This is a genomic window from Streptococcus ovis DSM 16829 (assembly GCF_000380125.1).
GTDB lineage: Bacteria > Bacillota > Bacilli > Lactobacillales > Streptococcaceae > Streptococcus > Streptococcus ovis.
On sequence record NZ_KB904574.1, the window covers coordinates 188,520 to 215,418 of the forward strand.

Here is a 26,899-nt window from a genome sequence, read left to right on the forward strand (position 1 = left end):
TATGGGAAAAAAAGTAACAAAGAAAAAAGCCTCTATTTCCAAAAAAGGAACAAAAAAGAAGCGAAAAAAACTAAAAAAATCCATACGGAATCGACTCATTCTTTTTGGAGCACTTGTTTTGCTTCTGTTTGGAGGCATCCGATTGTATCAAGCATGGACCCTTCATGTTGAGCAAGAGGCTTTTGAAAAAGCCAACCATACGGAATTTATTGAGATTGTTGGAAACTCTGCTCGTAGAATTGCTGGGGAGAATGACTTATATGCATCTGTCATGGTCGCACAAGCCATTTTAGAAAGTGATTGGGGAAAAAGTCAATTGACCAAAGAAGCTAACAACCTTTTTGGCGTGAAGGGAGAGTACCACGGAGAGTCCTATCAGATTGAAACGAAGGAAGATGATGGGACAGGCAAGCTCTATACGGTTATGGCAGATTTTCGTAAATATCCGACTTACCATCGTTCCTTAGAAGATAATGCTAGTCTGCTTAAAAATGGTGTTTCATGGGATTCTGACTATTATGCGGGTGCATGGAAAAGTCGTACTAAATCCTACCAAGATGCGACTGCCTATCTCCAAGGACGTTACGCAACTGACACCCACTATGCAAGCAAACTCAATGCCTTGATTGAGCAATATCACCTAACCAGATTTGATGAGTGAGGATGTCAGATGGCAGAAACGATTAAAAATTGGGTTATGAGTATATGAAAAAATAGCTAGTAGACCTCTACTAACTATTTTTTTGGATTCTGATGAGTGAGGTTTAATCCCCAAGGGACAAGATTTTCAGATTTTTGTCGAATGCGCGCTACATTGTCTTGATGACGGATGATAACAAATGTTCCAAGAAATAGGACAATCAGAGTAAAAATCCAATCATAGCTTGGCAAAATAAAGTGAAAAACTGGGAAGATAATGGCACCCAAAATCGCAAATCCAGAAGCAACAATACTTGATAAAGAGACCATTGAGGACAGATAAAGAGTAGCAACAAAGACGACAACCAAATAAAGACAGAATAATGGAGCAAACCCCATCAACATACCTGCAGAAGTTGCAACAGCTTTCCCCCCTTTAAATTGAGCAAAGATAGGGAAAGTGTGACCTAGCACGGCAACTAGTCCGAAAACAATAGGGGACAGGCCGTTTAAATGGAACAGGACGGGGAGAAGTGCTGCGATTGTTCCCTTTAAGAAGTCAATGATAAAGACAATCACGCCAGCTTTTGGACCTAACACTCGAAAAGTATTGGTTGTACCTGTATTTCCTGAACCATAGTCGCGCAGGTTTTTATGAAAGAAGATTTGTCCAATCCACAATCCAGAGGGAATGGAACCTAAAAGGTAGGCAATTATTAAACAAAATACATTCATTAACATTCTTTTATTATAACATAGAGTGTTTTAATTCGGTGAGGCAAACAAGATTTTTTTCTGATACAGCGGATGATATGAGGGGACGAGCACGGTAAAAAAAAGGTTAAGGATAGCGCGATTAGGGATTTTTTGGTAAGATAGTTAGGATGAACTAGAGGAGTTTAGTATGCCTAAAAAGGAAATTACAGTAAATAATTACAATGATGATGCCATTCAAGTGCTAGAAGGGTTGGATGCAGTTCGAAAACGTCCTGGGATGTATATCGGCTCAACAGATGGGACGGGTCTTCACCACCTTGTCTGGGAAATTGTCGATAATGCGGTCGATGAGGCCTTGTCAGGATTTGGTGACCGTATTGATGTTACGATTAATAAAGATGGTAGTTTAACCGTTTCAGACCACGGTCGTGGAATGCCAGTCGGTAAACATGCCATGGGGATTCCAACGGTTGAGGTCATCTTCACCATTCTCCATGCCGGAGGAAAATTCGGCCAGGGTGGTTATAAGACGTCAGGCGGTCTGCACGGGGTTGGTTCTTCGGTGGTTAATGCCCTGTCTAGCTGGCTTGAGGTAGAGATTACACGTGAAGGAACTGTCTACCAGCAACGATTCGAAGATGGAGGCAAGCCTGTTACGACCTTGAAGAAAATTGGGACAGCACCCAAGTCGAAATCTGGGACCAAGGTTACCTTTATGCCAGATGCGACCATTTTTTCAACGACTGATTTCAAATTCAACACCATTTCTGAACGTCTGAAGGAATCTGCTTTTCTATTAAAAAATGTGACGATGTCATTGACAGATTTGCGACCTGATGAGGTATTGCATGAAGAATTCCACTATGAAAATGGGGTGCAAGATTTTGTTGAGTATCTGAATGAAGACAAGGAAACCTTGACACCTGTTATTTTCTTTTCTGGAGAAGACCAAGGTTTCCAAGTGGAGGTAGCGCTTCAGTATAATGATGGATTCTCAGACAATATTCTATCCTTTGTCAATAATGTCCGGACCAAGGATGGAGGAACGCATGAGACAGGCCTGAAATCAGCCATTACCAAGGCCATGAATGACTATGCTCGCAAGACTGGCTTACTCAAGGAGAAGGATAAAAATCTGGAAGGCTCTGATTACCGTGAAGGGGTGTCAGCTATCCTGTCCATCCTTGTGCCAGAAGAACACTTGCAATTTGAAGGACAAACGAAGGATAAATTGGGTTCACCACTGGCACGTCCGATTGTCGATGGGATTGTGTCTGAAAAATTGACCTTCTTCCTCTTAGAAAATGGGGAAGTAGCTTCTAACCTCATTCGAAAAGCCATCAAGGCGCGTGATGCCCGTGAAGCTGCTCGTAAGGCGCGTGACGAATCGCGGAATGGAAAGAAAAATAAAAAAGATAAAGGCTTGTTGTCAGGAAAATTAACACCTGCCCAGTCTAAAAATCCGAAGAAAAATGAATTGTATCTAGTCGAAGGGGATTCCGCCGGTGGTTCTGCTAAGCAAGGACGTGACCGGAAGTTCCAAGCCATTTTGCCACTGCGTGGTAAGGTCTTGAATACAGCCAAGGCCAAGATGAGTGACATTGTCAAAAACGAAGAAATCAACACCATGATTTACACGATTGGTGCGGGTGTTGGGGCCGATTTCAATGTAGAAGATAGCAATTACGACAAAATCATCATCATGACCGATGCGGATACAGATGGCGCTCATATTCAGACCTTGCTGTTGACCTTCTTTTACCGCTATATGCGTCCCTTGGTAGAAGCAGGGCATGTCTATATCGCCCTCCCACCACTTTATAAGATGTCCAAAGGTAAGGGAGTTAAGGAAGTGGTTGAATATGCCTGGACTGATGGTGAGTTAGAAGACCTACGGAAGAAATTTGGCAAAGGGGCCATGCTTCAACGGTACAAAGGTCTCGGTGAGATGAACGCCGATCAACTCTGGGAAACGACTATGAATCCCGAAACCCGTACCCTCATCCGTGTGACCATCGAAGACCTTGCCCGTGCAGAACGCCGCGTCAATGTCCTCATGGGCGACAAAGTCGAGCCCCGCCGTAAATGGATTGAAGACAATGTCAAGTTTACATTGGAAGAAAATACTGTGTTTTAAGGAATAGAATACTTGTGCTTGGCAGCAAGATACCTCGAAGTCAATTATCTCGAAAGCGACACAATAACGACTTCTTTTTTTCAAATGGTAAAAGTATATGAAAACAAAACTCAATCTTCCTTGGTTTAAGGAAAAGCGTGCGCGCATTGAATTGGAGCAGGGCTATGCACAAGCTCAGGAATTGCTCAGAGAACCTGATAAGATAGAGCGATTTCTTCAGAAATTGGAGCAAAAGCTAAAGCAGGTTCCTTTATTGGGGAGAGAAATAAAGGAGCTTCCTATCCTTCTTTCTCTCTTGCGAAATTATTTCAAAAAGGAATACCAAGAAGTACCAGTTGGCACCTTATTAGCAGTAGTGAGTGCTTTGATTTATTTCCTGTCCCCAATTGATGGTCTGCCAGACTTTATTCCACTCTTGGGGTATTCAGATGATGCTGTTGTCTTAGGAATCTGCTGGAAATTAGTCCAATCAGACTTGAAAGACTATATGGAGTGGCGGAAGACACATTACCAATATAGGAAATAAGGAAAGAATATGGTACTTGAAAATAAATTAGGTTTGACCAATTCAGCAGAGCTTGCGCGTGAAGAAGAACGCATGACGAAGTTGAGAGCGAAAGAACTGTTTGAGAGTGGTCAGCTGTTTGAGTTTGAAATTGGGACGTTTGCAGGCCTGTCTGCTATTCATAAAGCACTTTTCTCAGATATTTATGAGTTTGCTGGCAACATTCGTGATGTTAATATTGCTAAGGATCATTTTCAGTTTGCTCCTCGTATGTTTTTGAAGCAGTCTCTGCACTATCTGGACACTCTTCCCCATGAAAATTTTGATGAGATTATTGACAAATATGCAGAAATGAATGTCGCTCATCCTTTTCGTGAGGGAAATGGGCGTGCGATGCGAATTTGGCTAGACAATATGTTGCGGGATAAACTGGGGAAAATCGTAGACTGGAATCAGATTGATAAAGACGAGTATCTTAATGCCATGAAACGCAGTCCTATTTCAACAGGAGAGCTCAAGTATTTATTATTAAATTCCTTGACGGATGATATGAGTCAAGCAACCTTCTTTAAAGGAGTGGATGCTTCTTATCATTATGAGGGGTATCATCTGTATAAGACAGAAGAATTGTAAAAAAGAATGATTTCGGTGACCGAAGCGAGCCAAGACTAGTAAAAAATAATAATTTTAAAAAGCTACTCCGGCTAGGAGAAGAACCCAGAGAAACAAAGAAAGGAATGTTCAGCTAGTTTCCTAACTGAACACGGGACTAAATTTCTAGGAAAAAAGATAAACCTACCTAGACGCAAGCGTGGTTATTAGTTTTCCTATTTTTCTACGAAATCTTTCGTACGTGAAACGTCCCTTTGTATCTTAATTATGTCTAATATTCAAAATATATCCCTCGAGGATATTATGGGAGAGCGCTTTGGTCGCTACTCCAAATACATTATTCAGGAGCGGGCGCTGCCTGATATTCGTGACGGGTTGAAACCTGTTCAGCGCCGCATCCTTTATTCGATGAATAAGGATGGCAATACTTTTGAAAAAGGCTTCCGTAAATCCGCCAAGTCTGTGGGTAATGTCATGGGTAATTTCCACCCGCATGGTGACAGTTCGATTTATGATGCCATGGTTCGGATGTCGCAAGACTGGAAAAACCGTGAAACCCTGATTGAGATGCATGGGAACAATGGTTCAATGGACGGTGACCCTGCGGCTGCCATGCGTTATACAGAGGCTCGCTTATCTGAAATTGCGGGTTACCTACTCCAAGATATTGACAAAAATACCGTGCCTTGGGCTTGGAACTTTGATGATACGGAGAAAGAACCGACTGTTTTACCAGCAGCCTTTCCAAATCTATTGGTCAATGGTGCGACAGGTATTTCAGCAGGTTATGCGACCGATATTCCACCGCATAATTTGGCAGAAGTCATCGATGCGGTTGTCTATATGATAGACCATCCGTCTGCTAAGTTGGACAAGTTGATGGAATTCTTGCCGGGCCCTGATTTCCCGACGGGAGCCATTATCCAAGGGGCTGATGAAATCCGCAAGGCCTATGAAACTGGAAAAGGCCGAGTTGTCGTCCGTTCGCGGACAGAAATCGAAAACCTCAAAGGCGGCAAGAAGCAGATTGTTGCCACGGAGATTCCTTACGAAGTCAACAAAGCCAATCTCGTCAAGAAAATCGATGATGTGCGTGTCAATAATAAGGTACCTGGTATTGCAGAAGTGCGCGACGAATCAGACCGTGATGGTTTGCGGATTGCGATTGAGCTGAAGAAGGATGCGGATGAACAAACGATTTTGAACTACCTGTTCAAATACACAGACTTGCAAATCAATTACAACTTTAACATGGTAGCGATTGATAATTTCACGCCGCGTCAGGTTGGTTTGCAAAAGATGCTATCTAGCTACATTGCCCACCGTCGTGATATTATCGTAGCCCGTTCAAAATTTGACAAGGAAAAAGCTGAAAAACGCCTTCACATCGTTGAGGGACTTATTCGAGTGATTTCCATCTTGGACGAAGTCATTGCATTGATCCGTGCGTCGGAAAACAAGGCAGATGCCAAGGAAAATCTGAAGGTTAGCTATGAATTTTCAGAAGAGCAGGCAGAAGCGATTGTGACTCTGCAACTGTATCGTTTGACCAATACCGACATTGTGACATTGGAAAATGAAGAGGCTGATTTGCGCGATAAGATTGCCATGCTGACAGCCATTATCGGAGATGAGAGGACCATGTACAATGTCATGAAACGGGAACTCCGTGAATTGAAGAAAGTCTTTGGCAATCCACGTCGTTCTGAATTGCAGATGGAAGCAGAGGCGATTGAGATTGACACAGCTAGCTTGATTGTAGCAGAGGAAACCTTTGTCAGCGTGACACGTGGTGGTTACATCAAACGGACTAGTCCACGTTCTTTCAATTCTTCAACGATTGAAGAAATTGGGAAACGGGAGGAAGATGAACTTATCTTCTTACAAAACGCTCAGACAACGCAGCATTTACTCCTCTTTACCAATCTAGGAAATGTTATCTATCGTCCGATTCACGAATTGACAGATATTCGGTGGAAAGATATCGGGGAACACTTGTCGCAAACCATTACCACCTTTGCGACAGATGAAGAGGTCATCTATGCTGAGATTGTCGATGAATTTGGTGGCGAGACTTATTTTGCTGTGACGAAATTGGGTCAAATCAAACGCTTTGAGCGCAAGGAATTTACACCATGGCGGACCTATAAATCTAAATCCCTCAAGTATGCTAAGTTAAAGGATGATGATGACTGTGTTGTGACCGTTTCTCCGATTCTTTTAGATGATGTGATGGTTGTGACGCATAATGGTTACGCACTTCGTTTCAATATCGAAGAAGTCCCTGTGATTGGGGCCAAGGCAGCGGGTGTGAAAGCTATTAATCTGAAAGATGATGATGTGGTACAGGCTGCCTTCATTGCCAACACCAAGACCATGTATCTCTTGACGCAGCGCGGTAGTTTGAAACGGATGGCGATTTCCGATATTCCTGTTGCCAAACGTGCAGGCCGCGGTCTTCAAGTCCTTCGGGAATTAAAATCAAAACCTCACCGTGTCTTCGTAGCAGGTCCTGTCTTAGCTGAAAATGGCGGAGCAGAATTTGATTTATTTGCGACAGAAGTAGAAGAGAAGCAACAAATCCTGCAAGTCACCTCCACGACAGGTCAAGTCGAAGAAATCAATTTGACCAATTTGAGTATTTCTGAGCGGACAAGTAATGGAAGTTTTATTTCAGATAAGATTTCAGATCAGGGAGTATTCAGAGTTGCCATGAAATAAATGGAGAAAGACAGGGTTGGAAATACTCCATCTTGTCTTTTTGTGTTACAATGGCATTGAATAGAAAAAAAGAAAAGGAGACATTATGACGAGTGTACATCGTTTGATTGAAAAATTTGTGCCTGAACACTATGAGTTGTTCTTAGACGTGAGCCGTGCAAGCAAGACCTTTGCTGGTCGTGTAACCATTAAGGGAGAAGCGAAAGAGACGACAATTTCCCTTCATCAAAAAGATTTGACCATTGCTTCAGTAGTCATTGGTGAACAAACTCTAGACTTTACTATGGATGATGAGAATGAGGTTGTACATATCCAAGTACCAGAAGTTGGTGAAATTGCACTTGATCTCGAGTTTTCAGGTCGCATTACGGACAATATGACAGGTATTTATCCATCTTATTACACAGTGGATGGTGTGAAGAAAGAAGTAATTTCTACCCAGTTTGAGAGTCACTTTGCGCGTGAAGCCTTCCCATCTGTCGATGAACCTGAAGCGAAAGCAACGTTTGACTTCTCAGTGAAATTTGACCAAGAAGAAGGCGAAATAGCCTTGTCCAACATGCCTGAAATTAAGAGTGAAGAACGCAAGAAAACAGGTATCTGGACTTTTGATACAACTCCACGTATGTCCTCTTACTTGCTTGCCTTTGCCCTTGGAGACTTGCACGGAAAAACAGCTCATACGAAAAATGGTACTTTGGTTGGATCCTATGCGACAAAAGCACACAAACTTAGTGAATTGGATTTTTCACTGGATATTGCTGTGCGTGTGATTGAGTTCTATGAAGATTACTTTGGAGTCAAATACCCTATTCCACAATGTCTTCATGTTGCCTTGCCAGATTTCTCAGCTGGAGCCATGGAAAACTGGGGCTTGGTGACTTATCGTGAAGTCTATCTACTTGTGGATGAAAATTCAACCGTATCCAGCCGTCAACAAGTTGCCCTTGTCATTGCGCACGAAGTGGCTCACCAATGGTTTGGTAACCTTGTGACAATGAAGTGGTGGGATGACCTCTGGCTCAACGAGTCCTTTGCAAACATGATGGAATATGTGGCAATCGATGCGATTGAACCAAGCTGGAATATCTTTGAAGATTTCCAAACAAGTGGTGTCCAAGCAGCCTTGAAGCGGGATGCAACAGATGGCGTTCAGTCTGTACACGTAGAGGTTAATCATCCTGATGAGATCAATACGTTATTTGACGCAGCCATCGTCTACGCTAAAGGCAGTCGCCTCATGCACATGCTTCGTCGTTGGTTGGGAGACGAAGACTTCCGCTCTGGTCTCAAAATTTACTTTGAGCGTCATCAGTATGGTAATACCGTTGGTCGTGATTTGTGGAATGCCCTTTCTGAAGCTTCTGGACGTGATGTAGCTGGATTTATGGACTCTTGGTTGGAACAACCAGGTTATCCACTTGTAACGGCAACCGTTGAAAATGATCAACTCATTTTGTCACAAGAGCAATTCTTCATTGGAGAGCATGAAGAGAAGGGACGTTTATGGCAAGTACCGCTTAATAGTAATTGGGCTGGTTTACCTGATACCTTAACAGATGAAAAATTAGTCATTCCGAACTTTAGTGCTTTGGCAAGTCAAGATAGTGAAGCTCTGCAGTTGAACACAGGAAATACAGCTCATTACCTAACGGCTTACCAAGGCGAATTACTGGATAATCTCCTAGCAAACTGGAATAATCTGGATAAGATTTCTAAACTACAAGTCTTGCAAGAACGTCGTTTCTTGGCAGAAAGTGGCGTGATTTCTTACAGCGAATTGGTTCCACTTGTTGCTGGTTTGACAGAAGAAACAGATTCAGCTGTATTAGGTGCTATCGCACAAGTTCTTAGTGGACTGAAACGATTTATCGATGAAGACAGTGAAGAAGAGACACTCTTCAAATCAATGGTTGCTAATATTTTTGCCAAAAATTTTGAACGTCTTGGTTTTGAGAGAAAAGAAGGAGAAACAGACGAAGATGAATTACTTCGTGAATTTGCAGTAGCCTTTACGCTGTATGCGGACCAAGAACATGCTATTGAGAAAGCAAAAGCTATTTTCGATGCACATAAAGAAAATATAGCCAGCATTCCAGCTGCCATCCGTGCGGATGTATTGACAAACCAAGTGAAACATGCGGAAAGCAAAGAGTTAACAGACCTGTTGTTGGATACGTATATCCAAACTAATGACGGAGCCTTCCAACGTCAACTGATTGCAGCATTGGCTGAGACGAAACAAGAAGCCGTTCTCGATACATTGATTACTGCCTTTGAAAACAAGGATATCATTAAGCCACAAGATTTGGCGACGTGGTACTTGAATTTCCTTGGCAAACCATTTGCACAAGAAAAAGTGTGGGCATGGGCGCGGACTGATTGGGATTGGATCAAAGCAGCACTTGGCGGTGATATGAGCTTTGACAAATTTGTGGTTATCCCTTCCAATACCTTCAAAACAGAAGAGCGCTTAGCGGAATACAAGGTTTTCTTTGAACCTCAATTAACGGATATGGCGTTGAGTCGCAATATTGAGATGGGAATCAAAGATATTCAGTCACGTATTCATTTGATTGCGAAGGATCAATTAGCAGTTGCTCAAGCGATTCAAAATCTTGAATTATAACGAAAAAGAAGTGGATTCCACTTCTTTTTTCTGTTGATAAGAATTGTTGGTTGAAAAACTGAAACCTCTTCATGGATGATAAAAAATCCAAACTATATAGAATTTTCTGAAAATTCCTTGATTTTTTGTAAAAAAAGAGATACAATATTTTTTATAATAAAATGGATAAGTAAAGGAGATAATGATGGCAGCAACGATTGATTGGGAAAACCTTGACTTTTCTTATATGAAATTACCTTATCGCTATTTGGCTTACTATAAAAACGGCCAATGGGAAAAAGGGGAATTAACAGAAGAGGCAGTCTTGCATATTTCTGAAAGCTCTCCATCCTTGCATTATGGACAGCAGGCATTTGAAGGACTAAAGGCTTATCGAACAAAAGATGGTTCGATTCAACTTTTTCGTCCAGACCAAAATGCCAAACGTCTACAACGTACAGCAGATCGGTTGATGATGGCGCCAGTGCCTGAAGAAATGTTTATTGATGCTTGTAAACAAGTTGTGAAAGCAAATCAAGATTTTGTACCACCTTACGGTAGCGGCGGGACTCTCTATCTTCGTCCTCTCTTAATTGGAATCGGAGATATCATTGGTGTGAAACCAGCAGATGAATATATTTTCACTGTCTTTGCGATGCCTGTTGGAAACTATTTCAAAGGTGGCTTGCAACCTACTAATTTCCTTATTCAAGATGAATACGACCGTGCAGCTCCACATGGAACCGGTGCAGCTAAAGTTGGTGGAAACTATGCTGGTAGCTTTGTTCCAGGACAGCTGGCTAAGAAAAATGGATTCTCAGATGTCATTTATTTGGACCCTGCTACGCACACTAAGATTGAAGAAGTCGGTTCAGCGAATTTCTTCGGAATTACTGCAGATAATGAATTTGTAACACCGCTGAGTCCATCTATTTTACCGTCTATCACAAAATATTCACTCCTTTACTTGGCAGAACACCGTTTAGGAATGAAGGCGATTGAAGGCGATGTATTTCTCGATGATTTAGATAAATTTGTTGAAGCGGGAGCGTGTGGTACGGCGGCTGTTATCTCTCCTATCGGAGGAGTACAGCATGGAGATGACTTCCATGTTTTCTACAGTGAGACAGAAGTCGGTCCTGTTACGCGTCGCTTGTATGATGAATTGACCGGAATTCAATTTGGTGATGTGGAAGCTCCTGAAGGATGGATTGTTAAAATTGATTAAAAAGAAGGGCTTGCTCTTGCAAGCTTTTTTCTTTTTCGGTAAAATGGTGGAAGTGAGGTAAAAAGATGAGCAAAAAAGATAAAAAAATTGAAATTCAAATTGAAGATAGTCAGGTACAAGTCAATGGGCAAAATTTTGACGGTTATCAATTGAGTATTGGAAAAAAAGTAATTGGTGAGATTGCAGAAATCGCAGAAAATCAATTTGCAGTTGTAAAGAACGGAAATACCGAAAGTTTTTATAAGAAATTAGAAAAAGCTGTCGGAAATATTATTGAAAATTACAATTTAAGTCATTAAACACTTGTAATGGTTGCTATTTTGTGCTAAAATAGTGACTGTTAGTATTGTGGAGAGATAGCGAAGAGGCTAAACGCGGCGGACTGTAAATCCGCTCCTTCGGGTTCGGGGGTTCGAATCCCTCTCTCTCCATTAAGATACGAGAGATGGTCTGGCATGCCAGAAATTTCCGTAGAAAATTAGGAGACTGACGCTGAGTGTTACTCACTCAAGGAAGTCTATCTATTTTCCTAGGAAATTAATCTCGAGTTCAATTTCTTTCAAAGGTTGAAGAAGTTGTACAGTATCCACCTTGGGGTATAGCCAAGCGGTAAGGCAAGGGACTTTGACTCCCTCATGCGTTGGTTCGAATCCAGCTACCCCAGTCAAGGTATTAGGAGTAATCCTAATTCGTCAAAGAAGCTAAATAATGTTGTCCTTGCGTGTGCCTTAAATAAAATATATTTTTATCAGTCTAGCAATGGGGCTAGCTGATGTCGGAGGTTTTTTTAATGAACGAATTTGAAGATTTGTTGAACAGTGTAAATGAAGTTACACCTGGTGATGTGGTAACTGCGGAAGTATTGACAGTAGATGCTGGTCAAGCTAACGTGGCAATCGCTGGAACTGGTGTTGAGGGTGTATTGACTCTTCGTGAGTTGACTAACGACCGCAATGCAGATATCAACGAACTTGTTAAAGTTGGCGAAACACTTGAATTGCTTGTTCTTCGTCAAGTTGTTGGTAAAGATACTGACACTGTTACATATCTTGTATCTAAAAAACGTTTAGAAGCACGCAAAGCATGGGACAAATTGGTTGGCCGTGAAGGCGAAGTGGTAAACGTAAAAGTGACTCGCGCTGTAAAAGGTGGTTTGTCAGTAGAATTTGAAGGTCTTCGTGGATTCATTCCTGCTTCAATGATCGATAGCCGTTTCACTCGTAATACTGAACGTTTTGTTGGTCAAGAATTTGACGCAAAAATCAAAGAAGTTGATCCAGCTGAAAACCGTTTCATCCTTTCACGTCGTGAAGTTATCGAAGAAACTGCAGCTGCAGCTCGTGCTGAAGTATTCAGCAAATTGTCTGTTGGCGAAGTTGTAACTGGTAAAGTAGCCCGTATCACTAGCTTTGGTGCCTTTATTGACCTTGGTGGTGTGGATGGATTGGTTCACTTGACTGAATTGTCACATGAGCGTAACGTTTCACCTAAATCAGTTGTAACTGTTGGTGAAGATGTTGAAGTAAAAGTATTGGCAATCGATGAAGAAGAAGGTCGTGTATCACTTTCATTGAAAGCAACAACACCTGGACCATGGGATGGCGTTGAGCAAAAACTTGCTGCTGGTGATGTTATCGAAGGCAAAGTGAAACGTTTGACTGATTTCGGTGCATTCGTTGAAGTATTGCCAGGTATTGATGGACTTGTTCACATTTCGCAAATTTCACACAAACGTGTTGAAAATCCAAAAGATGCTTTGACTGTTGGTCAAGATGTAACTGTGAAAGTTCTTGAAGTCAATGCAGCTGACGAACGTGTGTCACTTTCTATCAAAGCATTGGAAGAGCGTCCAGCACGTGAAGAAAATGCAGGCGAAGAAGGTGAAAAACGTCAATCACGTCCAGCACGTCGTCCAAAACGTGAAGCAAAACGTGATTTCGAATTGCCAGAAACACAAACTGGTTTCTCAATGGCTGACTTGTTCGGTGACATCGAATTATAATCATCATTGAAAAATGATTTTAGAAGCTTGGACATTGTCCTAGCTTCTCTCTTTCCGTCCTTAGTGTAATGGATATCACGTAAGATTCCGGTTCTTGAGATGGGGGTTCGATTCCCTCAGGACGGATTGATTGAATTAGGAAAAAGATGACCTCGATAGGTCATCTTTTTGTGGCTTTGAGCTATAATGGCTAGCTTATTTTACTTAGCCTTATCATCTCAAAGTGTGGGTATCTGCTGGAAAAATGATAGAGTTGAAATGCGACATATTGCATGAGAGCAGAATCTGTATTTTTTTGATAAAATATGTAAAAGATTGAGACAAGGAGAAGGTTATGTTACATTTTGAAAATGATTATAACAAAGGTGCTCACCCAGCTTTATTAGAAGCTTTAGTGAAGACAAATAATGAGGGGCTATCTGGCTATGGAACAGATACATATACCCTAAGTGCTATTGAGAAAATTAGGACGGCTTGTCAGTGTCCACAAGCAGAAGTTACATTTCTAGCTGGTGGAACCCAGACAAACCAAGTAGTGATTTCTTCAATGTTGGCTTCCTATGAAGGAGTTCTTGCAGCAGAAACAGGACATGTTGCTTCACATGAAGCAGGGGCTATTGAATTTTCTGGTCATAAAGTATTGACCTTGCCCCATATTGATGGAAAAATTTCTGCTTCTGATGTGAAAGAGTATGTGGAGACTTTTTACTCTGATGCCAATCATGAACACATGGTCTTTCCAGGGATGGTTTATATTTCACATCCAACAGAATATGGCACTTTGTACAGTAAGCAAGAGTTGACAGAACTATCTCGTGTTTGTCGAGAATACAGTATTCCACTCTTTCTTGATGGCGCGCGATTGGGATACGGTCTAGCAGCTGATAGGACAGATGTAGATTTGCCAACTATAGCAGAATTGACAGATGTCTTTTACATCGGGGGAACGAAGATGGGGGCTTTGATTGGTGAGGCAATTGTTTTTACCAAACAAAATCAGCCAAAACATTTTGTTTCTATAGTGAAACAACACGGGGCACTTTTAGCAAAAGGACGTGTTGTAGGAGTACAATTCGATCGACTATTCACGGAAAATCTGTATTTAGAGTTAGGAAAGCATGCGATTGAAATGGCAGAAGAATTAAAGACGATTCTCCTGGATAAAGGCTATTCCTTTTTTCTACAATCTCCGACCAATCAACAGTTTATCATTGTAGACAATGACATGCTGAATAGATTAACTGAGGCAGGTGTCGTATATGGATTCTGGGAAAAGTATGATGCCAATCGAACTGTCATTCGGTTAGCGACCAGTTGGTCCACTACTCAAGATGACTTGGATGGTTTGAGAGCAGTTTTATAATAATCACATTGTGTCTTGATTGTAGATGGTGGGCCTCCAATAAGAATGAGTGGCATCTGTCTTGAAAACGTGATAAAATAGGACTATTGTGTTAGAAAGAAAATACTGGTAGAAAGTGTAAGAAGAATGATATATTTTGACAATGCGGCAACAACACAGGTTTATCCAGATGTCTTAAGAACCTACACAGAAGTTGCAACAAAAATTTGGGGGAATCCTTCAAGTTTGCACAATCTTGGTAGTCAATCCACTCGAATTTTGGAGGCGTCACGCAAGCAAATTGCAGAGTTATTGGGAAAGAAACCTTCAGAAATCTTTTTCACCTCTGGTGGGACTGAAGGAGATAATTGGGTGATTAAAGGAGTTGCTTTTGAGAGGGCTCGCCTTGGAAAACACTTGATTGTTTCCAGTATTGAACATCCTGCAGTCAAGGAATCAGCCCTTTGGTTGAAAACACAAGGGTTTGAGATCGATTTGGCACCCGTGACAAAAGAAGGATTTGTAGATGTTGATAAACTAGCAGGATTAATCCGTCCGGATACGATTTTGATTTCGGTGATGGGGGTGAATAATGAAATTGGCTCCATTCAGCCAATTCAAGCTATTTCAGAGTTATTAGCTGATAAACCAACGATTAGCTTCCATGTGGATGCGGTACAGGCAATAGGCAAGGTCTCTCTTAAAGAATATGTAACGGACCGTGTCGATTTTGCGACGTTTTCAGGTCACAAGTTCCATTCTGTTCGTGGTGTAGGCTTTATTTACGCTAAGGAAGGCAAGAAAATCACGCCCTTGCTGACGGGTGGAGGCCAAGAGTCTGATAAACGTTCAACAACAGAAAATGTTGCAGGTATCGCTGCGACAGCGAAGGCTCTTCGTCTCTTGACGGATAAATTTGAAGATAGCCAAAAACGCTTATTCGCGATGAAACAGGTGATGTTTGATGAGTTGGCGAAGTATCCAGATGTCACCATTTTTTCTCAGATAGACCATTTTGTCCCTAATATTTTGACCTTTGGTATAAAAAATGTTCGTGGCGAAGTGATTGTCCATGCATTTGAGGAACATCAAATTTATATTTCAACCACTTCAGCCTGCTCGTCCAAAGCAGGTAAGCCAGCTGGTACTTTAATTGCGATGGGAGTACCGCAAAAAATCGCTCAAACAGCTGTGCGTATTAGTATCGATGATGACAACGATATGGGACAAGTAGAGCAATTTTTAACAATTTTTAAACAGATTTACGCTAATACCAAGAAAGTGAGATAAGATGCAGTATTCAGAAATTATGATTCGCTATGGAGAATTGTCTACGAAGGGAAAAAACCGGATGCGTTTCATCAACAAACTCCGTAAAAATATCCAAGAGGCACTGGCGATTTATCCAGAAGTGACGGTCTACTTTGATAGAGACCGTGGTCATGTTTATCTTCACGGGGCAGATTACCAAGAAGTGTCTGAATCGTTGAAAAAGATTTTTGGGATTCAAAATTTTGCTCCTTCTTACCGAATCGAAAAAACTGTTCCAGCTTTGAAGGAAGCAGTTCAGACTATTATGCAGAATATTTATAAGGAGGGAATGACCTTTAAAGTTGCAGCCCGCCGCAGTGACCATAGCTTTGAATTGGATAGTCGTGACCTCAACCAAGTCTTGGGCGATGCTGTATTTGATGTCTTGCCAAATGTGCAAGTTCAAATGAAAAAGCCTGACATTACTCTACGGGTGGAAATTCGTTCGGACGCAGCTTATATTTCTCATGAAGAAATAAGAGGTGCAGGAGGTCTACCAGTTGGGACCGCAGGTAAGGGTATGTTGATGTTATCTGGTGGAATTGACTCTCCTGTAGCAGGTTACTTGGCTCTCAAACGTGGTGTCGATATCGAGGCAGTGCATTTCGCTAGTCCACCTTATACAAGTCCAGGCGCACTGAAAAAAGCACAGGATTTGACACGCAAATTGACTGCCTTCGGCGGGAATATTACCTTCATCGAAGTGCCGTTTACGGAAATTCAGGAAGAAATCAAAGAAAAAGCTCCAGAAGCCTATCTCATGACCCTTACTCGTCGTTTTATGATGCGCATTACAGACCGTATTCGAGAGGAACGTGGAGGACTGGTGATTATCAATGGCGAAAGTCTGGGTCAGGTTGCCAGTCAGACAATGGAATCAATGCAGGCTATCAATGCAGTGACAAATACTCCAGTGATTCGTCCTGTTGTGACCATGGATAAGTTGGAAATTATTGAGATTGCCGAGAAGATTGATACTTTTAATATTTCAATTCAGCCTTTTGAGGACTGCTGTACTATTTTTGCACCCGATCGTCCTAAAACGAATCCGAAGATTAAAAACGTTGAGCAATATGAACAGCGTTTAGACGTAGAAGGACTGGTTGAACGAGCAGTGGCAGGGGTGCGTATCTTGGAAATAACAGCCCTAGAAGATGAGAGCGATGATTTGTCACGATTGATTGACAATTTACTCTAAAGGAAAACAATATGACTGAAAGTTCTACGTTTGTCTCAAAAAAAATTCAACCTCTGACTCCTGTATACTGGAAGGTTAAGAAGCTATATGAACATAGTTTTCCTGCGGTGGAGCGACTGCCTTATTTTTGGATGACAAGTACTGCAATGTTAAATCGTGCTGATTTTTTTGCTTATTATCTAGATGGAATTTTTTGTGGATTTACCTTTAGTTTATCTTCTAAGGAGGTTTATTATCCCATTTTTTTGGCGGTTGTTCCAGAGATGCAATCGCAAGGTTGCGGAGGAAAAATACTATCTGCGATTGCTAAAAAAGCAGGTGAGAGACCTTCTTATGTGACGATTGAACCGTTAGATTTTACTGCTGACAATGCTTTGCAGAGAAAGAAGCGCTTAAGTTTTTATGAGAAAAACGGATATTATTTAACAGCCTATCGTTACCATGAGAATCAAGAAATCTATCATGTCATGACTACTCAACCTGATAAGCCCATTCACTATTTTGAAAAGATTGCGAAGCGAGTAGAAGCATCAGGAGTCAAGATCAAAATAAGCCAGTAGAGAATTAGTAGTAAAAAAATTATTTACGATTATCTATATGTGATGCTTCTAACTTTTAAGGAGATTATTGTTTGGACAATCTCTATTGAGCAAAAATCTTTCCTACTCTTATTCTTTGTGGTAGACTAGTCAAATAATATATTATTTAGGAGATTATTATGAAAAAAGGTGCACTGACAGGCCTACTTCTGTTTGGGATTTTTTTTGGCGCAGGAAATCTGATTTTTCCTCCAGCGCTTGGCGTGCTTTCAGGTCAAAATTTTTGGCCAGCTATTTCAGGTTTTATTGTTTCTGGTGTGGGGATTGCTGTTCTCACACTTATTCTGGGAATGATGAATCCTAAAGGATACGATGATGAAATTTCTGCTAAGGTCTCACCGATGTTTGCAACGGTTTACCTTGTAGCTCTTTATTTAGCTATTGGTCCGTTCTTTGCTATTCCAAGAACAGCGACTACTTCGTTTGAAGTAGGGATTGCTCCTCTTTTGGACAAGAGTCATCTTCCCATAGCTTTATTCTTTTTTACAGTTTTGTATTTTGCTGCTGCCTATTGGATTTCACTAAATCCTTCAAAAATCCTAGACCGTGTCGGTCGTATTTTGACTCCTATCTTCGCCTTTTTGATTATCATTTTAGTGATTTTAGGTATCGGGAAATACGGTCATCAGCCTCCGATGTTGGCAAGTGACGCTTATATGGATAACCAAGCATTTGGAACCGGCTTTATCGAAGGCTACAATACTTTAGATGCTCTTGCCGCTGTTGCATTTAGTGTCGTTGCAGTCAATACTATGAAGCAACTTGGTTTTAAAGATAAAAAAGAATACATGTCCACCATTTGGAGTGTTGGAGCAGTAGTGACTGTGGCATTTTCAGTTCTTTATATTGGTTTGGCTTATCTAGGTAATCACTTTCCTATTCCTGCTGATGTAATGGCGTCGGATGCTAACAAAGGAGTCTATGTGCTGACAAAAGCTACTCACTCTATTTTTGGTCCAAGTTCGCAAATTTTCTTGGCGGCGATGATGGTAGTCACTTGTTTCACAACAACGGTTGGCCTTATTGTCTCGACTGCTGAATATTTTGAAACGCGGTTTCCACAGTTATCATATAAGGTCTATGTGACCATCTTTACACTGATTGGCCTTGCTATTGCTAACCTTGGATTAAGTAAGATTATTGCTTACTCACTTCCAGCATTGTTGATTCTCTATCCAATTACGATTGCGATTGTCCTAATCATCTTAGTCAATAAAGTGGTGCCTTTGTCCCTTTATGGAATGCGAGCGACAGTTGGATTTGTGACTATATTTTCTATTATAGAAGTGTTAGCAGGCCAGTTTGGTTGGACAGCGCTCATAGATGGCATTCACTCTTTGCCGCTTGGAAATCAATCATTGGCTTGGCTATTGCCAACTCTTATCGGCATTATCGCTTCAGTATTTTTACCAAATAAGCAACATCAAAGAGCCTTTGAATTGTAAAAAGCAAGTTTTTCTTGCTTTTTTTTATAAAATGTAATATAATTACTGAGTTGACTATGCACACCCTGTGCAACCGCACGACTACCGTTTAAGTGGTTCGCCCCACGGTACTAGGCGAGTCTTCACAATCTTGGGGAAACCCACAAAAATCATAGGAGGTGCATAATGAGCACATACGCAATCATTAAAACTGGCGGAAAACAAGTTAAAGTTGAAGTTGGTCAAGCTATCTACGTTGAAAAATTGAACGTTGAAGCTGGTCAAGATGTAACTTTTGACGAAGTTGTTCTTGTTGGTGGTGAGAAAACTATTGTCGGTACTCCACTTGTATCTGGCGCTACTGTAGTTGGAACTGTTGAAAAACAAGGAAAACAAAAGAAAGTTGTAACTTTCAAATACAAACCTAAAAAAGGTAGCCACAGAAAACAAGGTCACCGTCAACCATATACAAAAGTTGTTATCAACGCTATCAACGCTTAATCAGCACGTAGTATAACAACTATCATCACATAAATTTGGAGGAATAACATTATGTTAAACTTGAATCTTGCTCAATTAAACCTCTTCGCCCACAAAAAAGGTGGAGGTTCAACATCAAACGGTCGTGATTCACAAGCAAAACGCCTTGGTGCGAAAGCTGCTGACGGCCAAACTGTATCAGGTGGTTCTATTCTTTACCGCCAACGTGGTACAAAAATCTACCCAGGAGCTAATGTAGGTCGTGGTGGAGATGACACACTTTACGCCAAAGTAGAAGGCGTTGTACGCTTCGAACGTAAAGGTCGCGATAAGAAACAAGTATCTGTTTACCCAATCGCAAAATAAGGCTATAAAAGCTGAAATATGAGCTTTCTGAGAAATCAGGAAGCTCATTATTTTTATCCTTTTTGAGTTGGATTGTGGTAAAATAAATTCCAAGGAAAAGAAATATGATGAGTTATTGTATTGATTGTGGAACAAAATTGATTCCAAAAGAACTAGAACATGAAGGCATCATCCCATATTGTGAGAATTGTGAAGCTTTTCGATTCCTTCAGTACAATGTTGCCATGTCAGCAATTGTATACGACGACAGTGAGGAACATATTTTACTCATCCAGCAATATGGCATGAAACAAAATATTCTTGTTGCAGGTTATGTAGGCCGTGGGGAGGCTTTAGAAGAGGCTGTCAGTCGAGAAGTTGCTGAAGAAACTGGTTTAGAGGTGACAGATATTTGTTTCAATGCGAGCCGTTTTTATGAGAAGAACAATGTATTGATGTTAAATGTTGCTTGTTGCGTCAAGGAAGCTGCAGCATTAAACTGTAACTATGAAATTGGGAAAGCAACTTGGTTCACACCTGAAGAAGCACGCGCAGCCATTTATTCAAATAGCCTAGCGCAAGAATTTTTAGTTACTTGGTTGGAGAAGAAGATTTCAGTAGTTAGATAATAGAACAGGCTCCATGGCCTGTTTTTAGTTGGTAAGGCGTGTTTGTTAAGGGGATTTTGTGGTATAATAAAGCAAGCAAAAGAAGGAAGTATGATATGAATATTCAACAATTGCGCTATGTTGTAGCGATTGCCAATAGTGGAACTTTTCGTGAGGCAGCTGAAAAAATGTTTGTTTCACAACCAAGTCTTTCGATCTCTGTGCGTGATTTAGAGAAGGAATTAGGCTTTAAAATTTTCAATCGGACCAGTTCTGGGGCTTTTTTGACGCGACGAGGAATGGATTTTTACGAAAAAGCACAGCAATTGGTAAAAGGCTTCGACTCGTTTGAGAATCTCTATTTGCAACCAGAAGAAGAGAAGGTCGAATTTTCAATCTCTAGTCAGCACTATGATTTTTTGNCTCCACTCATTACAGAATTTTCTGCTGCTCACCCTGAGTATGCCAACTTTCGCATTTTTGAATCGACCACGGTACAAATTTTAGATGAGGTAGCTCAAGGATATAGCGAGTTGGGGATTATTTATCTCAATCATCGCAATACGAAAGGGATTTTACAGAAGTTAGCTAAGTTACATCTAGAGGCTGTTGAGATGATTCATTTTCAAACACATCTCTATATTCGCAAGGGCCATCCTTTAGCTAAGAAAACAGAAATTGAGCTAGAAGATTTAGTCGGTTTGCCAACAGTTCGGTTCACGCAAGAGAAAGAGGAGTATCTCTATTACTCTGAAAATTTCTTTGATACGTCTGATTCCTCAGTAACCTTTGATGTGACAGACCGTGCGACCTTAAATGGTATTTTGGAGCGGACAGACGCCTATGCAACAGGGTCCGGTTTCTTAGATAGCCATAGTGTGCACGGGATTACTGTGATTCCTTTGAAAGAAGAAACGGATAATCGCATGGTGTATGTGAAACGAGAGGATGCAGAATTAACGCAATGTGCCCAAGATTTTATTGAAATGATGCAAGCATACTTTGATGAAAAGAAAGGATAATATGAGAAAAATTTGGATTCCAACTGCTATTGCGGCAATGATTGTACTTGATCAATTGGTAAAATGGTGGATTGTTGAACATATTGCCTTGGATACAGTACAAGATTTTATACCGAATGTGCTGAGTTTGGCTTACTTACGAAACTACGGTGCTGCCTGGTCACTCTTGCAAAATCAACAATTCTTTTTTATCATTGTTACATTGGTGGTAATGACAGGAGCTGTTTGGTATTTGGTGAAGAATTTGCAAGGAAGCCTTTGGTTAGTGAGCAGTCTATCTTTAGTTATTGCTGGTGGCTTGGGGAATTTTATTGATCGTCTGCGTTTAGGCTATGTCGTTGATATGTTTCACTTGGACTTTATTAATTTTCCAATTTTTAATGTGGCGGATAGTTATTTAACAGTAGGTGTACTAATTTTATTTATTTGTTTGATGAAAGAAGAGGATCATGGACTTAACAATTGAAAAGGGCGGGATTCGTCTGGATAAGGCATTGGCAGATTTGACTGACTTGTCACGAACAGTAGCCAATGAGCAAATTAAACTAGGGCAGGTCTTGGTCAATGGTCAACCTAAAAAAGCGAAATACACTGTACAGGCTGGAGATGTTATCAGTTATCAAATACCTGAAGTGGAAGAGATAGCATACCTCCCAGAAAATCTACCGCTTGAGATCGTGTATGAAGATGCGGATGTAGTGGTGGTCAATAAGCCTCAGGGCATGGTTGTTCACCCGTCGGCTGGGCACACAAGTGGTACCTTGGTCAATGCTCTCTTATATCATGTGAAGGACTTATCTGGTATTAATGGTGTCTTGCGTCCAGGTATTGTCCATCGTATTGATAAAGATACGTCTGGCCTTCTTATGGTTGCTAAACATGATCAAGCACACCTAAAATTGGCGGATGAATTAAAGGCGAAGAAGTCCTTAAGGAAATACCTTGCTATCGTTCATGGAAATCTGCCAAATGACCGTGGCGTGATTGAAGCACCGATCGGTCGCTCTGACAAAGATCGTAAGAAACAGGCGGTGACTGCAAAAGGAAAACCGGCAGTGACACGGTTCCAAGTGTTGGAGCGATTTGGAGACTATACACTGGTTGAATTGACTCTGGAAACAGGTCGGACACATCAAATTCGTGTTCATATGGCTTATATTGGCCACCCCGTTGCAGGAGATGAGGTATATGGATCTCGTAAAACCTTAAAGGGCCACGGTCAATTCTTGCACGCGCAAACTCTTGGATTTACGCATCCAAGTACTGGAGAAATGATGACTTTTACAGCAGAAGCGCCAGCTATTTTCCAAGAAACGCTTGCGAAATTAAAAACAAGGTAACCATAACAAAATGATGGCCTATCGTCATCATTTTTGCTTGGAAAAAGCAGTGAAAACCTTATCATCTTGCCCTTCTTCTCCTAACGTGTTATACTATAAAACAGGAAAAATAGAAAAAGGAAATGACAATTGTATGGAAACTTTACCAAATTGCCCACAGTGTAACTCAGAGTACGTATATGAAGACGGAACATTACTTGTTTGTCCTGAATGTGCCTATGAATGGAATCCAGCTGATGTGGTAGAAGAAGAAGGTGTTGTCGCAATTGATGCGAATGGGAACCGTCTTGCAGATGGGGATACAGTCACACTGATTAAAGACTTGAAAGTCAAGGGAGCGCCAAAAGACTTGAAGCAAGGCACGCGTGTGAAAAATATTCGCATTGTTGAAGGGGATCACAATATCGACTGTAAGATTGATGGATTTGGAGCAATGAAGCTCAAATCAGAGTTTGTGAAAAAGATTTAATGGTGAAATGAGGAGGCTGGAAGTTCCAGCTTCTTTTAGTTAGAAGGAAAAGATGAATCGAAATATTTTATTTTATTCACGTTGTTTGTTGGCATTTGTTGCTATCCTTGGAACAACTTTACAAATCTACCTATATGGTGCAGGAATGTTGCTGTATTACATAGTTTTGTCCAACTTATTAGTCGCAGTTTTTTCAGTATATATGGTCGTTGCAATGTATCATAAAAAGGATTTGCAAAACCAATCTTTTTTACGTGTAAAAGCTGGAGTGACCATGTCGATCATGATTACTTTCGTCATCTATCATTTTATGTTGGCTCCCTTGGTAACGGATTTTTGGCGTCTCGAAAATATTCTTTGCCACTATATCGTTCCACTGTATTTTTTCATTGATACCCTCTTGATAGACCATCAGTCGCAGTATAGATGGTATGACCCAATTTTCTGGACAGTATTGCCTGTTTTATACATGATTTTTGCTCTTTTCAATGGTTTAGTAGTGAAAATACCTATTCCAGCAGCTGTTGATAGCCCATTTGCCTACTTTTTCCTGAATGTGACCAAGTATGGCTGGCAGTTCGTCTTAACGTATGCTGCAGGAATTTTTGTCAGTTATGTGTTAGCAGGCTATGTCTTTTATATGGTGAAATCCCTGTCGTGGAAGAGAAAAGATTGAAAAACGAGATAAAAAACGAGAATCATTCGGAATTGACTAGAAAATTTCTGATTTTAACGGAAATCATTTGTCAGTTCTTTTTTTTTCTGCTATACTAAGAGCAATTAAAAATCCTTTAAGTATTGTCCCGTGAGGCAAGCAAGGAGTATCATGTAGAGATAGGGTGACTGGTTTTGTTATCCCTAGATTTTCTGAAATCTCCTTGAAAGAGGAGATTTTTTTCATGCCATTAGGTAAAAATTAGGAGGTCTTTTGATGAGAACAAAAGAAATTGTCGATGAAATGACAATGAAACGTGCCATTACTCGGATTACTTATGAAATCATTGAGCGCAATAAGAATCTGGATAAGATTGTATTGGCAGGGATTAAAACACGAGGTGTCTTTATTGCTCGTAGAATTCAGGAGCGACTGAAACAACTGGAAGGTATCGAAGTACCAGTCGGTGAGCTAGATACGAAACCTTTCCGTGATGATGTAAAAGTCGAAGAAGATACGACGATGATGAAGGCAGATATCAATGACCGGGATGTCATTTTGATTGATGATGTCCTTTATACAGGGCGGACAATTCGAGCTGCGATTGATAACCTTGTGAGTCTCGGAAGACCTGCGCGTGTGAGTCTAGCAGTCCTGGTAGATAGAGGTCATCGAGAATTACCGATTCGGGCGGATTATGTTGGGAAAAATATTCCGACCAGTCGCACTGAGGAAATTATTGTTCATATGTCCGAAATTGATGGACAAGACACTGTCCTTCTCTTAGAAGCAAATTAGTTACATCGCACTTTTCTTCATATTATTTCAATAACAAAGGTAAAAAGGTACAAAGCATGACAATCACAAATGGTAAGGTTTCACTCAAGCACTTGGTTACAATGGAAACTCTCTCTAACGAGGAAGTTCTTGGTCTGATTAAACGTGGCATTCAGTTCAAAAAAGGAGAAGTTGAGATTGCACACGATCGCACTTACTATGCGTCAAATCTATTCTTTGAGGATTCTACTCGGACGCATAAATCATTTGAAATGGCAGAGCTTCGCCTTGGAATGGGGATGATTGACTTTGATGCACGTACGAGTTCAGTTAATAAGGGAGAAACTTTGTATGATACGATTTTAACCATGAGTGCGCTTGGAGTAGATATTTGTGTGATTCGCCACTCAGAAGTGGACTATTACAAGCAGTTGATTGATAGTCCAACCATCCAAACTTCAATTGTCAACGGTGGTGATGGTTCGGGTCAGCACCCAAGTCAATCCTTGTTAGATTTGATGACGATTTATGAAGAATTTGGTGGGTTTGAAGGTTTAAAGATTGTCATTGCTGGTGATATTACGCACTCGCGTGTGGCGAAATCCAATATGCAGATTTTGAAACGTTTGGGAGCTGAAATCTTTTTTGCTGGTCCGAAAGAATGGTATTCATCCGAATTTGATGTATATGGCCAACATGTTGGTATTGATGACATTGTTGACGAGGTAGATGTGATGATGCTTCTTCGTGTCCAACATGAGCGTCATGATGGTCAAGAAAGTTTCTCAAAAGAGGATTACAATCGTCAATTTGGTCTGACAGTGGAACGCTATAAACGTTTGAAAGATACAGCCATTGTCATGCACCCAGCACCTGTTAACCGTGATGTAGAAATTGATGATAGTTTAGTTGAGGCTCCGAAAGCGCGTATCGTCCGTCAGATGACCAATGGCGTCTTTGTGCGGATGGCAATTTTAGAAGCAGTTTTGAACGGTAAAGCCTAATTTTCACCATCGTTAAAGGATTTCAGAGAGAATCTACGAAAGGAAGTAAATGACAAAGAGACTATTAATACTGGAAGACGGGACTATTTTTGAAGGGCTAGCCTTTGGAGCAGATATCGATGTCACAGGCGAAATTGTCTTTAATACAGGGATGACTGGATATCAAGAATCTATTACGGATCAATCTTATAATGGACAAATTTTGACCTTTACTTATCCATTAGTGGGAAATTATGGAGTCAACCGAGATGATTATGAATCGATTTTTCCAACTTGTAAAGGAGTGGTGGTTTCGGAGGTAGCACGTCGTGCAAGCAATTGGCGAAATCAGATGACCTTGGATGAGTTTTTGAAAGTGAAAAAGATTCCAGGAATTTCAGGGATTGATACGCGAGCTTTGACTAAAATTATTCGGCAACATGGCACAATGAAAGCGACCATGGCAGACGTGGGGGATACGATTGAGCATTTATCAGATCAATTGAGAGCGACCGTATTACCAGCAAATCATATTAAACAAGTATCCACAAAAACAGCCTATCCTGCTCCTGGAATTGGGAAAAATATTGTACTGGTTGATTTTGGTTTGAAACACTCTATTCTGCGTGAATTTTCAAAACGTGATTGCAATGTCACAGTGGTACCATACAACACAACATCAGAAGAGATTTTACATTTGAATCCAGATGGTGTTATGCTCTCAAATGGTCCTGGCAATCCAACAGCAGTCCCAGAAGCGTTAGAGATGATTCGTGGTGTGCAGGGGAAAATTCCAATTTTTGGAATCTGTATGGGACATCAACTCTTTAGTTTAGCTAATGGTGCGAAAACGTATAAGATGAAATTTGGCCACCGTGGTTTTAACCATGCTGTCCGTGAGATTGCGACTGGCCGCGTTGACTTTACCAGTCAAAACCATGGTTTTGCAGTAGATAGAGAGAGTTTGCCTGATTGCTTGATGGTGACACATGAGGAAATCAATGATAAATCAGTTGAAGGTGTCCGTCATCGTGAATTTCCAGCTTTCTCTGTACAATTTCACCCTGATGCTGCACCTGGTCCGCATGATGCTAGTTATCTCTTTGATGAATTTTTAGAAATGATAGATGCATGGAAATTGGAAAAAGGATAGTCCAGGTGTTATTTGTACTAGATT

The 26,899-nt window shown here is 40.9% G+C and carries 26 protein-coding genes, 3 tRNA genes and 1 other annotated feature; of the genes, 28 read left to right on the top strand and 1 reads right to left on the bottom strand.

The annotated features are described in order from the left end of the window. Position 1: 1 nt before the first annotated feature. Positions 2 to 661 (top strand): glucosaminidase domain-containing protein, encoded by a 660-nt coding sequence (locus A3I9_RS12540; protein ID WP_018378120.1) that lies wholly within the window; start codon positions 2 to 4, stop codon positions 659 to 661. 74 nt (positions 662 to 735) lie between these two features. On the opposite strand, the gene plsY is transcribed toward A3I9_RS12540, so the two are convergent. Further along, positions 736 to 1,380 (bottom strand): glycerol-3-phosphate 1-O-acyltransferase PlsY, encoded by a 645-nt coding sequence (plsY, locus tag A3I9_RS0105875; RefSeq protein ID WP_026217355.1) that lies wholly within the window; start codon positions 1,378 to 1,380, stop codon positions 736 to 738. 163 nt (positions 1,381 to 1,543) lie between these two features. Here plsY and parE point away from each other — a divergent pair, with 163 nt between their 5' ends. From parE to A3I9_RS0106010, 27 genes are all read left to right on the top strand, one after another. Then, complete coding sequence (parE, locus tag A3I9_RS0105880; RefSeq protein WP_018378122.1) at positions 1,544 to 3,493, top strand: DNA topoisomerase IV subunit B; 1,950 nt, start codon at positions 1,544 to 1,546, stop codon at positions 3,491 to 3,493. Positions 3,494 to 3,590: 97 nt separating this feature from the next. Further along, the gene (locus A3I9_RS0105885; RefSeq protein ID WP_018378123.1) at positions 3,591 to 4,019 is read left to right on the top strand and encodes a YkvA family protein; all 429 of its coding nucleotides are present in this window, start codon (positions 3,591 to 3,593) and stop codon (positions 4,017 to 4,019) included. 9 nt (positions 4,020 to 4,028) lie between these two features. Beyond that, positions 4,029 to 4,631, top strand: a complete 603-nt coding sequence (gene fic, locus A3I9_RS0105890; protein WP_018378124.1) for a protein adenylyltransferase Fic — start codon at positions 4,029 to 4,031, stop codon at positions 4,629 to 4,631. A gap of 246 nt (positions 4,632 to 4,877) precedes the next feature. Further along, positions 4,878 to 7,331: a DNA topoisomerase IV subunit A gene (gene parC / locus A3I9_RS0105895; RefSeq protein ID WP_026217356.1), complete on the top strand. Its 2,454-nt coding sequence runs from the start codon at positions 4,878 to 4,880 to the stop codon at positions 7,329 to 7,331. 85 nt (positions 7,332 to 7,416) lie between these two features. Next, positions 7,417 to 9,960 (top strand): M1 family metallopeptidase, encoded by a 2,544-nt coding sequence (locus A3I9_RS0105900; protein WP_018378126.1) that lies wholly within the window; start codon positions 7,417 to 7,419, stop codon positions 9,958 to 9,960. 184 nt (positions 9,961 to 10,144) lie between these two features. Further along, positions 10,145 to 11,167 carry a branched-chain amino acid aminotransferase gene (locus A3I9_RS0105905; RefSeq protein ID WP_018378127.1) on the top strand — a complete coding sequence of 341 codons (1,023 nt, stop codon included), beginning with the start codon at positions 10,145 to 10,147 and terminating at the stop codon, positions 11,165 to 11,167. Between the two features lie 65 nt (positions 11,168 to 11,232). After that, a complete protein-coding gene (locus A3I9_RS0105910; RefSeq protein WP_018378128.1) occupies positions 11,233 to 11,466 on the top strand; it encodes a DUF2969 domain-containing protein in 234 nt (77 codons plus the stop codon). Positions 11,467 to 11,517: 51 nt separating this feature from the next. After that, a tRNA-Tyr gene (locus tag A3I9_RS0105915) sits at positions 11,518 to 11,598 on the top strand. A 161-nt stretch (positions 11,599 to 11,759) separates the two neighbouring features. After that, positions 11,760 to 11,831, top strand: a tRNA-Gln gene (locus A3I9_RS0105920). 126 nt (positions 11,832 to 11,957) lie between these two features. Next, positions 11,958 to 13,169, top strand: coding sequence for a 30S ribosomal protein S1 (rpsA, locus tag A3I9_RS0105925; protein ID WP_018378129.1), 1,212 nt, complete (start codon positions 11,958 to 11,960; stop codon positions 13,167 to 13,169). Between the two features lie 54 nt (positions 13,170 to 13,223). Continuing rightward, positions 13,224 to 13,295 (top strand) — tRNA-Arg (locus tag A3I9_RS0105930). 208 nt (positions 13,296 to 13,503) lie between these two features. After that, complete coding sequence (locus A3I9_RS0105935) at positions 13,504 to 14,532, top strand: threonine aldolase family protein (protein ID WP_018378130.1); 1,029 nt, start codon at positions 13,504 to 13,506, stop codon at positions 14,530 to 14,532. A 126-nt stretch (positions 14,533 to 14,658) separates the two neighbouring features. After that, the gene (locus A3I9_RS0105940; RefSeq protein WP_018378131.1) at positions 14,659 to 15,801 is read left to right on the top strand and encodes a cysteine desulfurase family protein; all 1,143 of its coding nucleotides are present in this window, start codon (positions 14,659 to 14,661) and stop codon (positions 15,799 to 15,801) included. Position 15,802: 1 nt separating this feature from the next. After that, positions 15,803 to 17,020 (top strand): tRNA uracil 4-sulfurtransferase ThiI, encoded by a 1,218-nt coding sequence (gene thiI, locus A3I9_RS0105945; protein WP_018378132.1) that lies wholly within the window; start codon positions 15,803 to 15,805, stop codon positions 17,018 to 17,020. Between the two features lie 11 nt (positions 17,021 to 17,031). Then, entirely contained in the window at positions 17,032 to 17,580 is a 549-nt protein-coding gene (locus A3I9_RS0105950) for a GNAT family N-acetyltransferase (protein WP_018378133.1), read from the top strand. A gap of 155 nt (positions 17,581 to 17,735) precedes the next feature. Then, a complete protein-coding gene (brnQ, locus tag A3I9_RS0105955; protein WP_026217358.1) occupies positions 17,736 to 19,064 on the top strand; it encodes a branched-chain amino acid transport system II carrier protein in 1,329 nt (442 codons plus the stop codon). A 61-nt stretch (positions 19,065 to 19,125) separates the two neighbouring features. Continuing rightward, positions 19,126 to 19,196 (top strand) — a sequence feature (ribosomal protein L21 leader region). A gap of 33 nt (positions 19,197 to 19,229) precedes the next feature. Continuing rightward, positions 19,230 to 19,544, top strand: a complete 315-nt coding sequence (rplU, locus tag A3I9_RS0105960) for a 50S ribosomal protein L21 (RefSeq protein ID WP_018378135.1) — start codon at positions 19,230 to 19,232, stop codon at positions 19,542 to 19,544. A 51-nt stretch (positions 19,545 to 19,595) separates the two neighbouring features. Further along, positions 19,596 to 19,889 carry a 50S ribosomal protein L27 gene (gene rpmA, locus A3I9_RS0105965; protein ID WP_018167286.1) on the top strand — a complete coding sequence of 98 codons (294 nt, stop codon included), beginning with the start codon at positions 19,596 to 19,598 and terminating at the stop codon, positions 19,887 to 19,889. A gap of 107 nt (positions 19,890 to 19,996) precedes the next feature. Next, the gene (locus A3I9_RS0105970) at positions 19,997 to 20,497 is read left to right on the top strand and encodes an NAD(+) diphosphatase (protein WP_026217359.1); all 501 of its coding nucleotides are present in this window, start codon (positions 19,997 to 19,999) and stop codon (positions 20,495 to 20,497) included. A 95-nt stretch (positions 20,498 to 20,592) separates the two neighbouring features. Next, positions 20,593 to 21,498: a LysR family transcriptional regulator gene (locus A3I9_RS0105975; RefSeq protein WP_018378137.1), complete on the top strand. Its 906-nt coding sequence runs from the start codon at positions 20,593 to 20,595 to the stop codon at positions 21,496 to 21,498. Position 21,499: 1 nt separating this feature from the next. Continuing rightward, a complete protein-coding gene (gene lspA, locus A3I9_RS0105980; protein ID WP_018378138.1) occupies positions 21,500 to 21,964 on the top strand; it encodes a signal peptidase II in 465 nt (154 codons plus the stop codon). Next, positions 21,948 to 22,838, top strand: coding sequence for an RluA family pseudouridine synthase (locus tag A3I9_RS0105985; protein ID WP_018378139.1), 891 nt, complete (start codon positions 21,948 to 21,950; stop codon positions 22,836 to 22,838). The genes lspA and A3I9_RS0105985 overlap by 17 nt, the downstream gene beginning before the upstream one ends. 133 nt (positions 22,839 to 22,971) lie before the next feature. Next, entirely contained in the window at positions 22,972 to 23,307 is a 336-nt protein-coding gene (locus A3I9_RS0105990; protein WP_026217360.1) for a zinc ribbon domain-containing protein YjdM, read from the top strand. A 52-nt stretch (positions 23,308 to 23,359) separates the two neighbouring features. Next, a complete protein-coding gene (locus A3I9_RS0105995) occupies positions 23,360 to 23,983 on the top strand; it encodes a Pr6Pr family membrane protein (RefSeq protein ID WP_018378141.1) in 624 nt (207 codons plus the stop codon). A 255-nt stretch (positions 23,984 to 24,238) separates the two neighbouring features. Beyond that, positions 24,239 to 24,760: a bifunctional pyr operon transcriptional regulator/uracil phosphoribosyltransferase PyrR gene (gene pyrR / locus A3I9_RS0106000; RefSeq protein WP_018378142.1), complete on the top strand. Its 522-nt coding sequence runs from the start codon at positions 24,239 to 24,241 to the stop codon at positions 24,758 to 24,760. Between the two features lie 56 nt (positions 24,761 to 24,816). Next, entirely contained in the window at positions 24,817 to 25,743 is a 927-nt protein-coding gene (locus A3I9_RS0106005) for an aspartate carbamoyltransferase catalytic subunit (RefSeq protein WP_018378143.1), read from the top strand. Between the two features lie 49 nt (positions 25,744 to 25,792). Next, on the top strand, positions 25,793 to 26,875 hold the full coding sequence (locus A3I9_RS0106010; protein WP_018378144.1) for a carbamoyl phosphate synthase small subunit: 1,083 nt from the start codon (positions 25,793 to 25,795) through the stop codon (positions 26,873 to 26,875). The last annotated feature ends 24 nt before the right edge of the window (positions 26,876 to 26,899 follow it).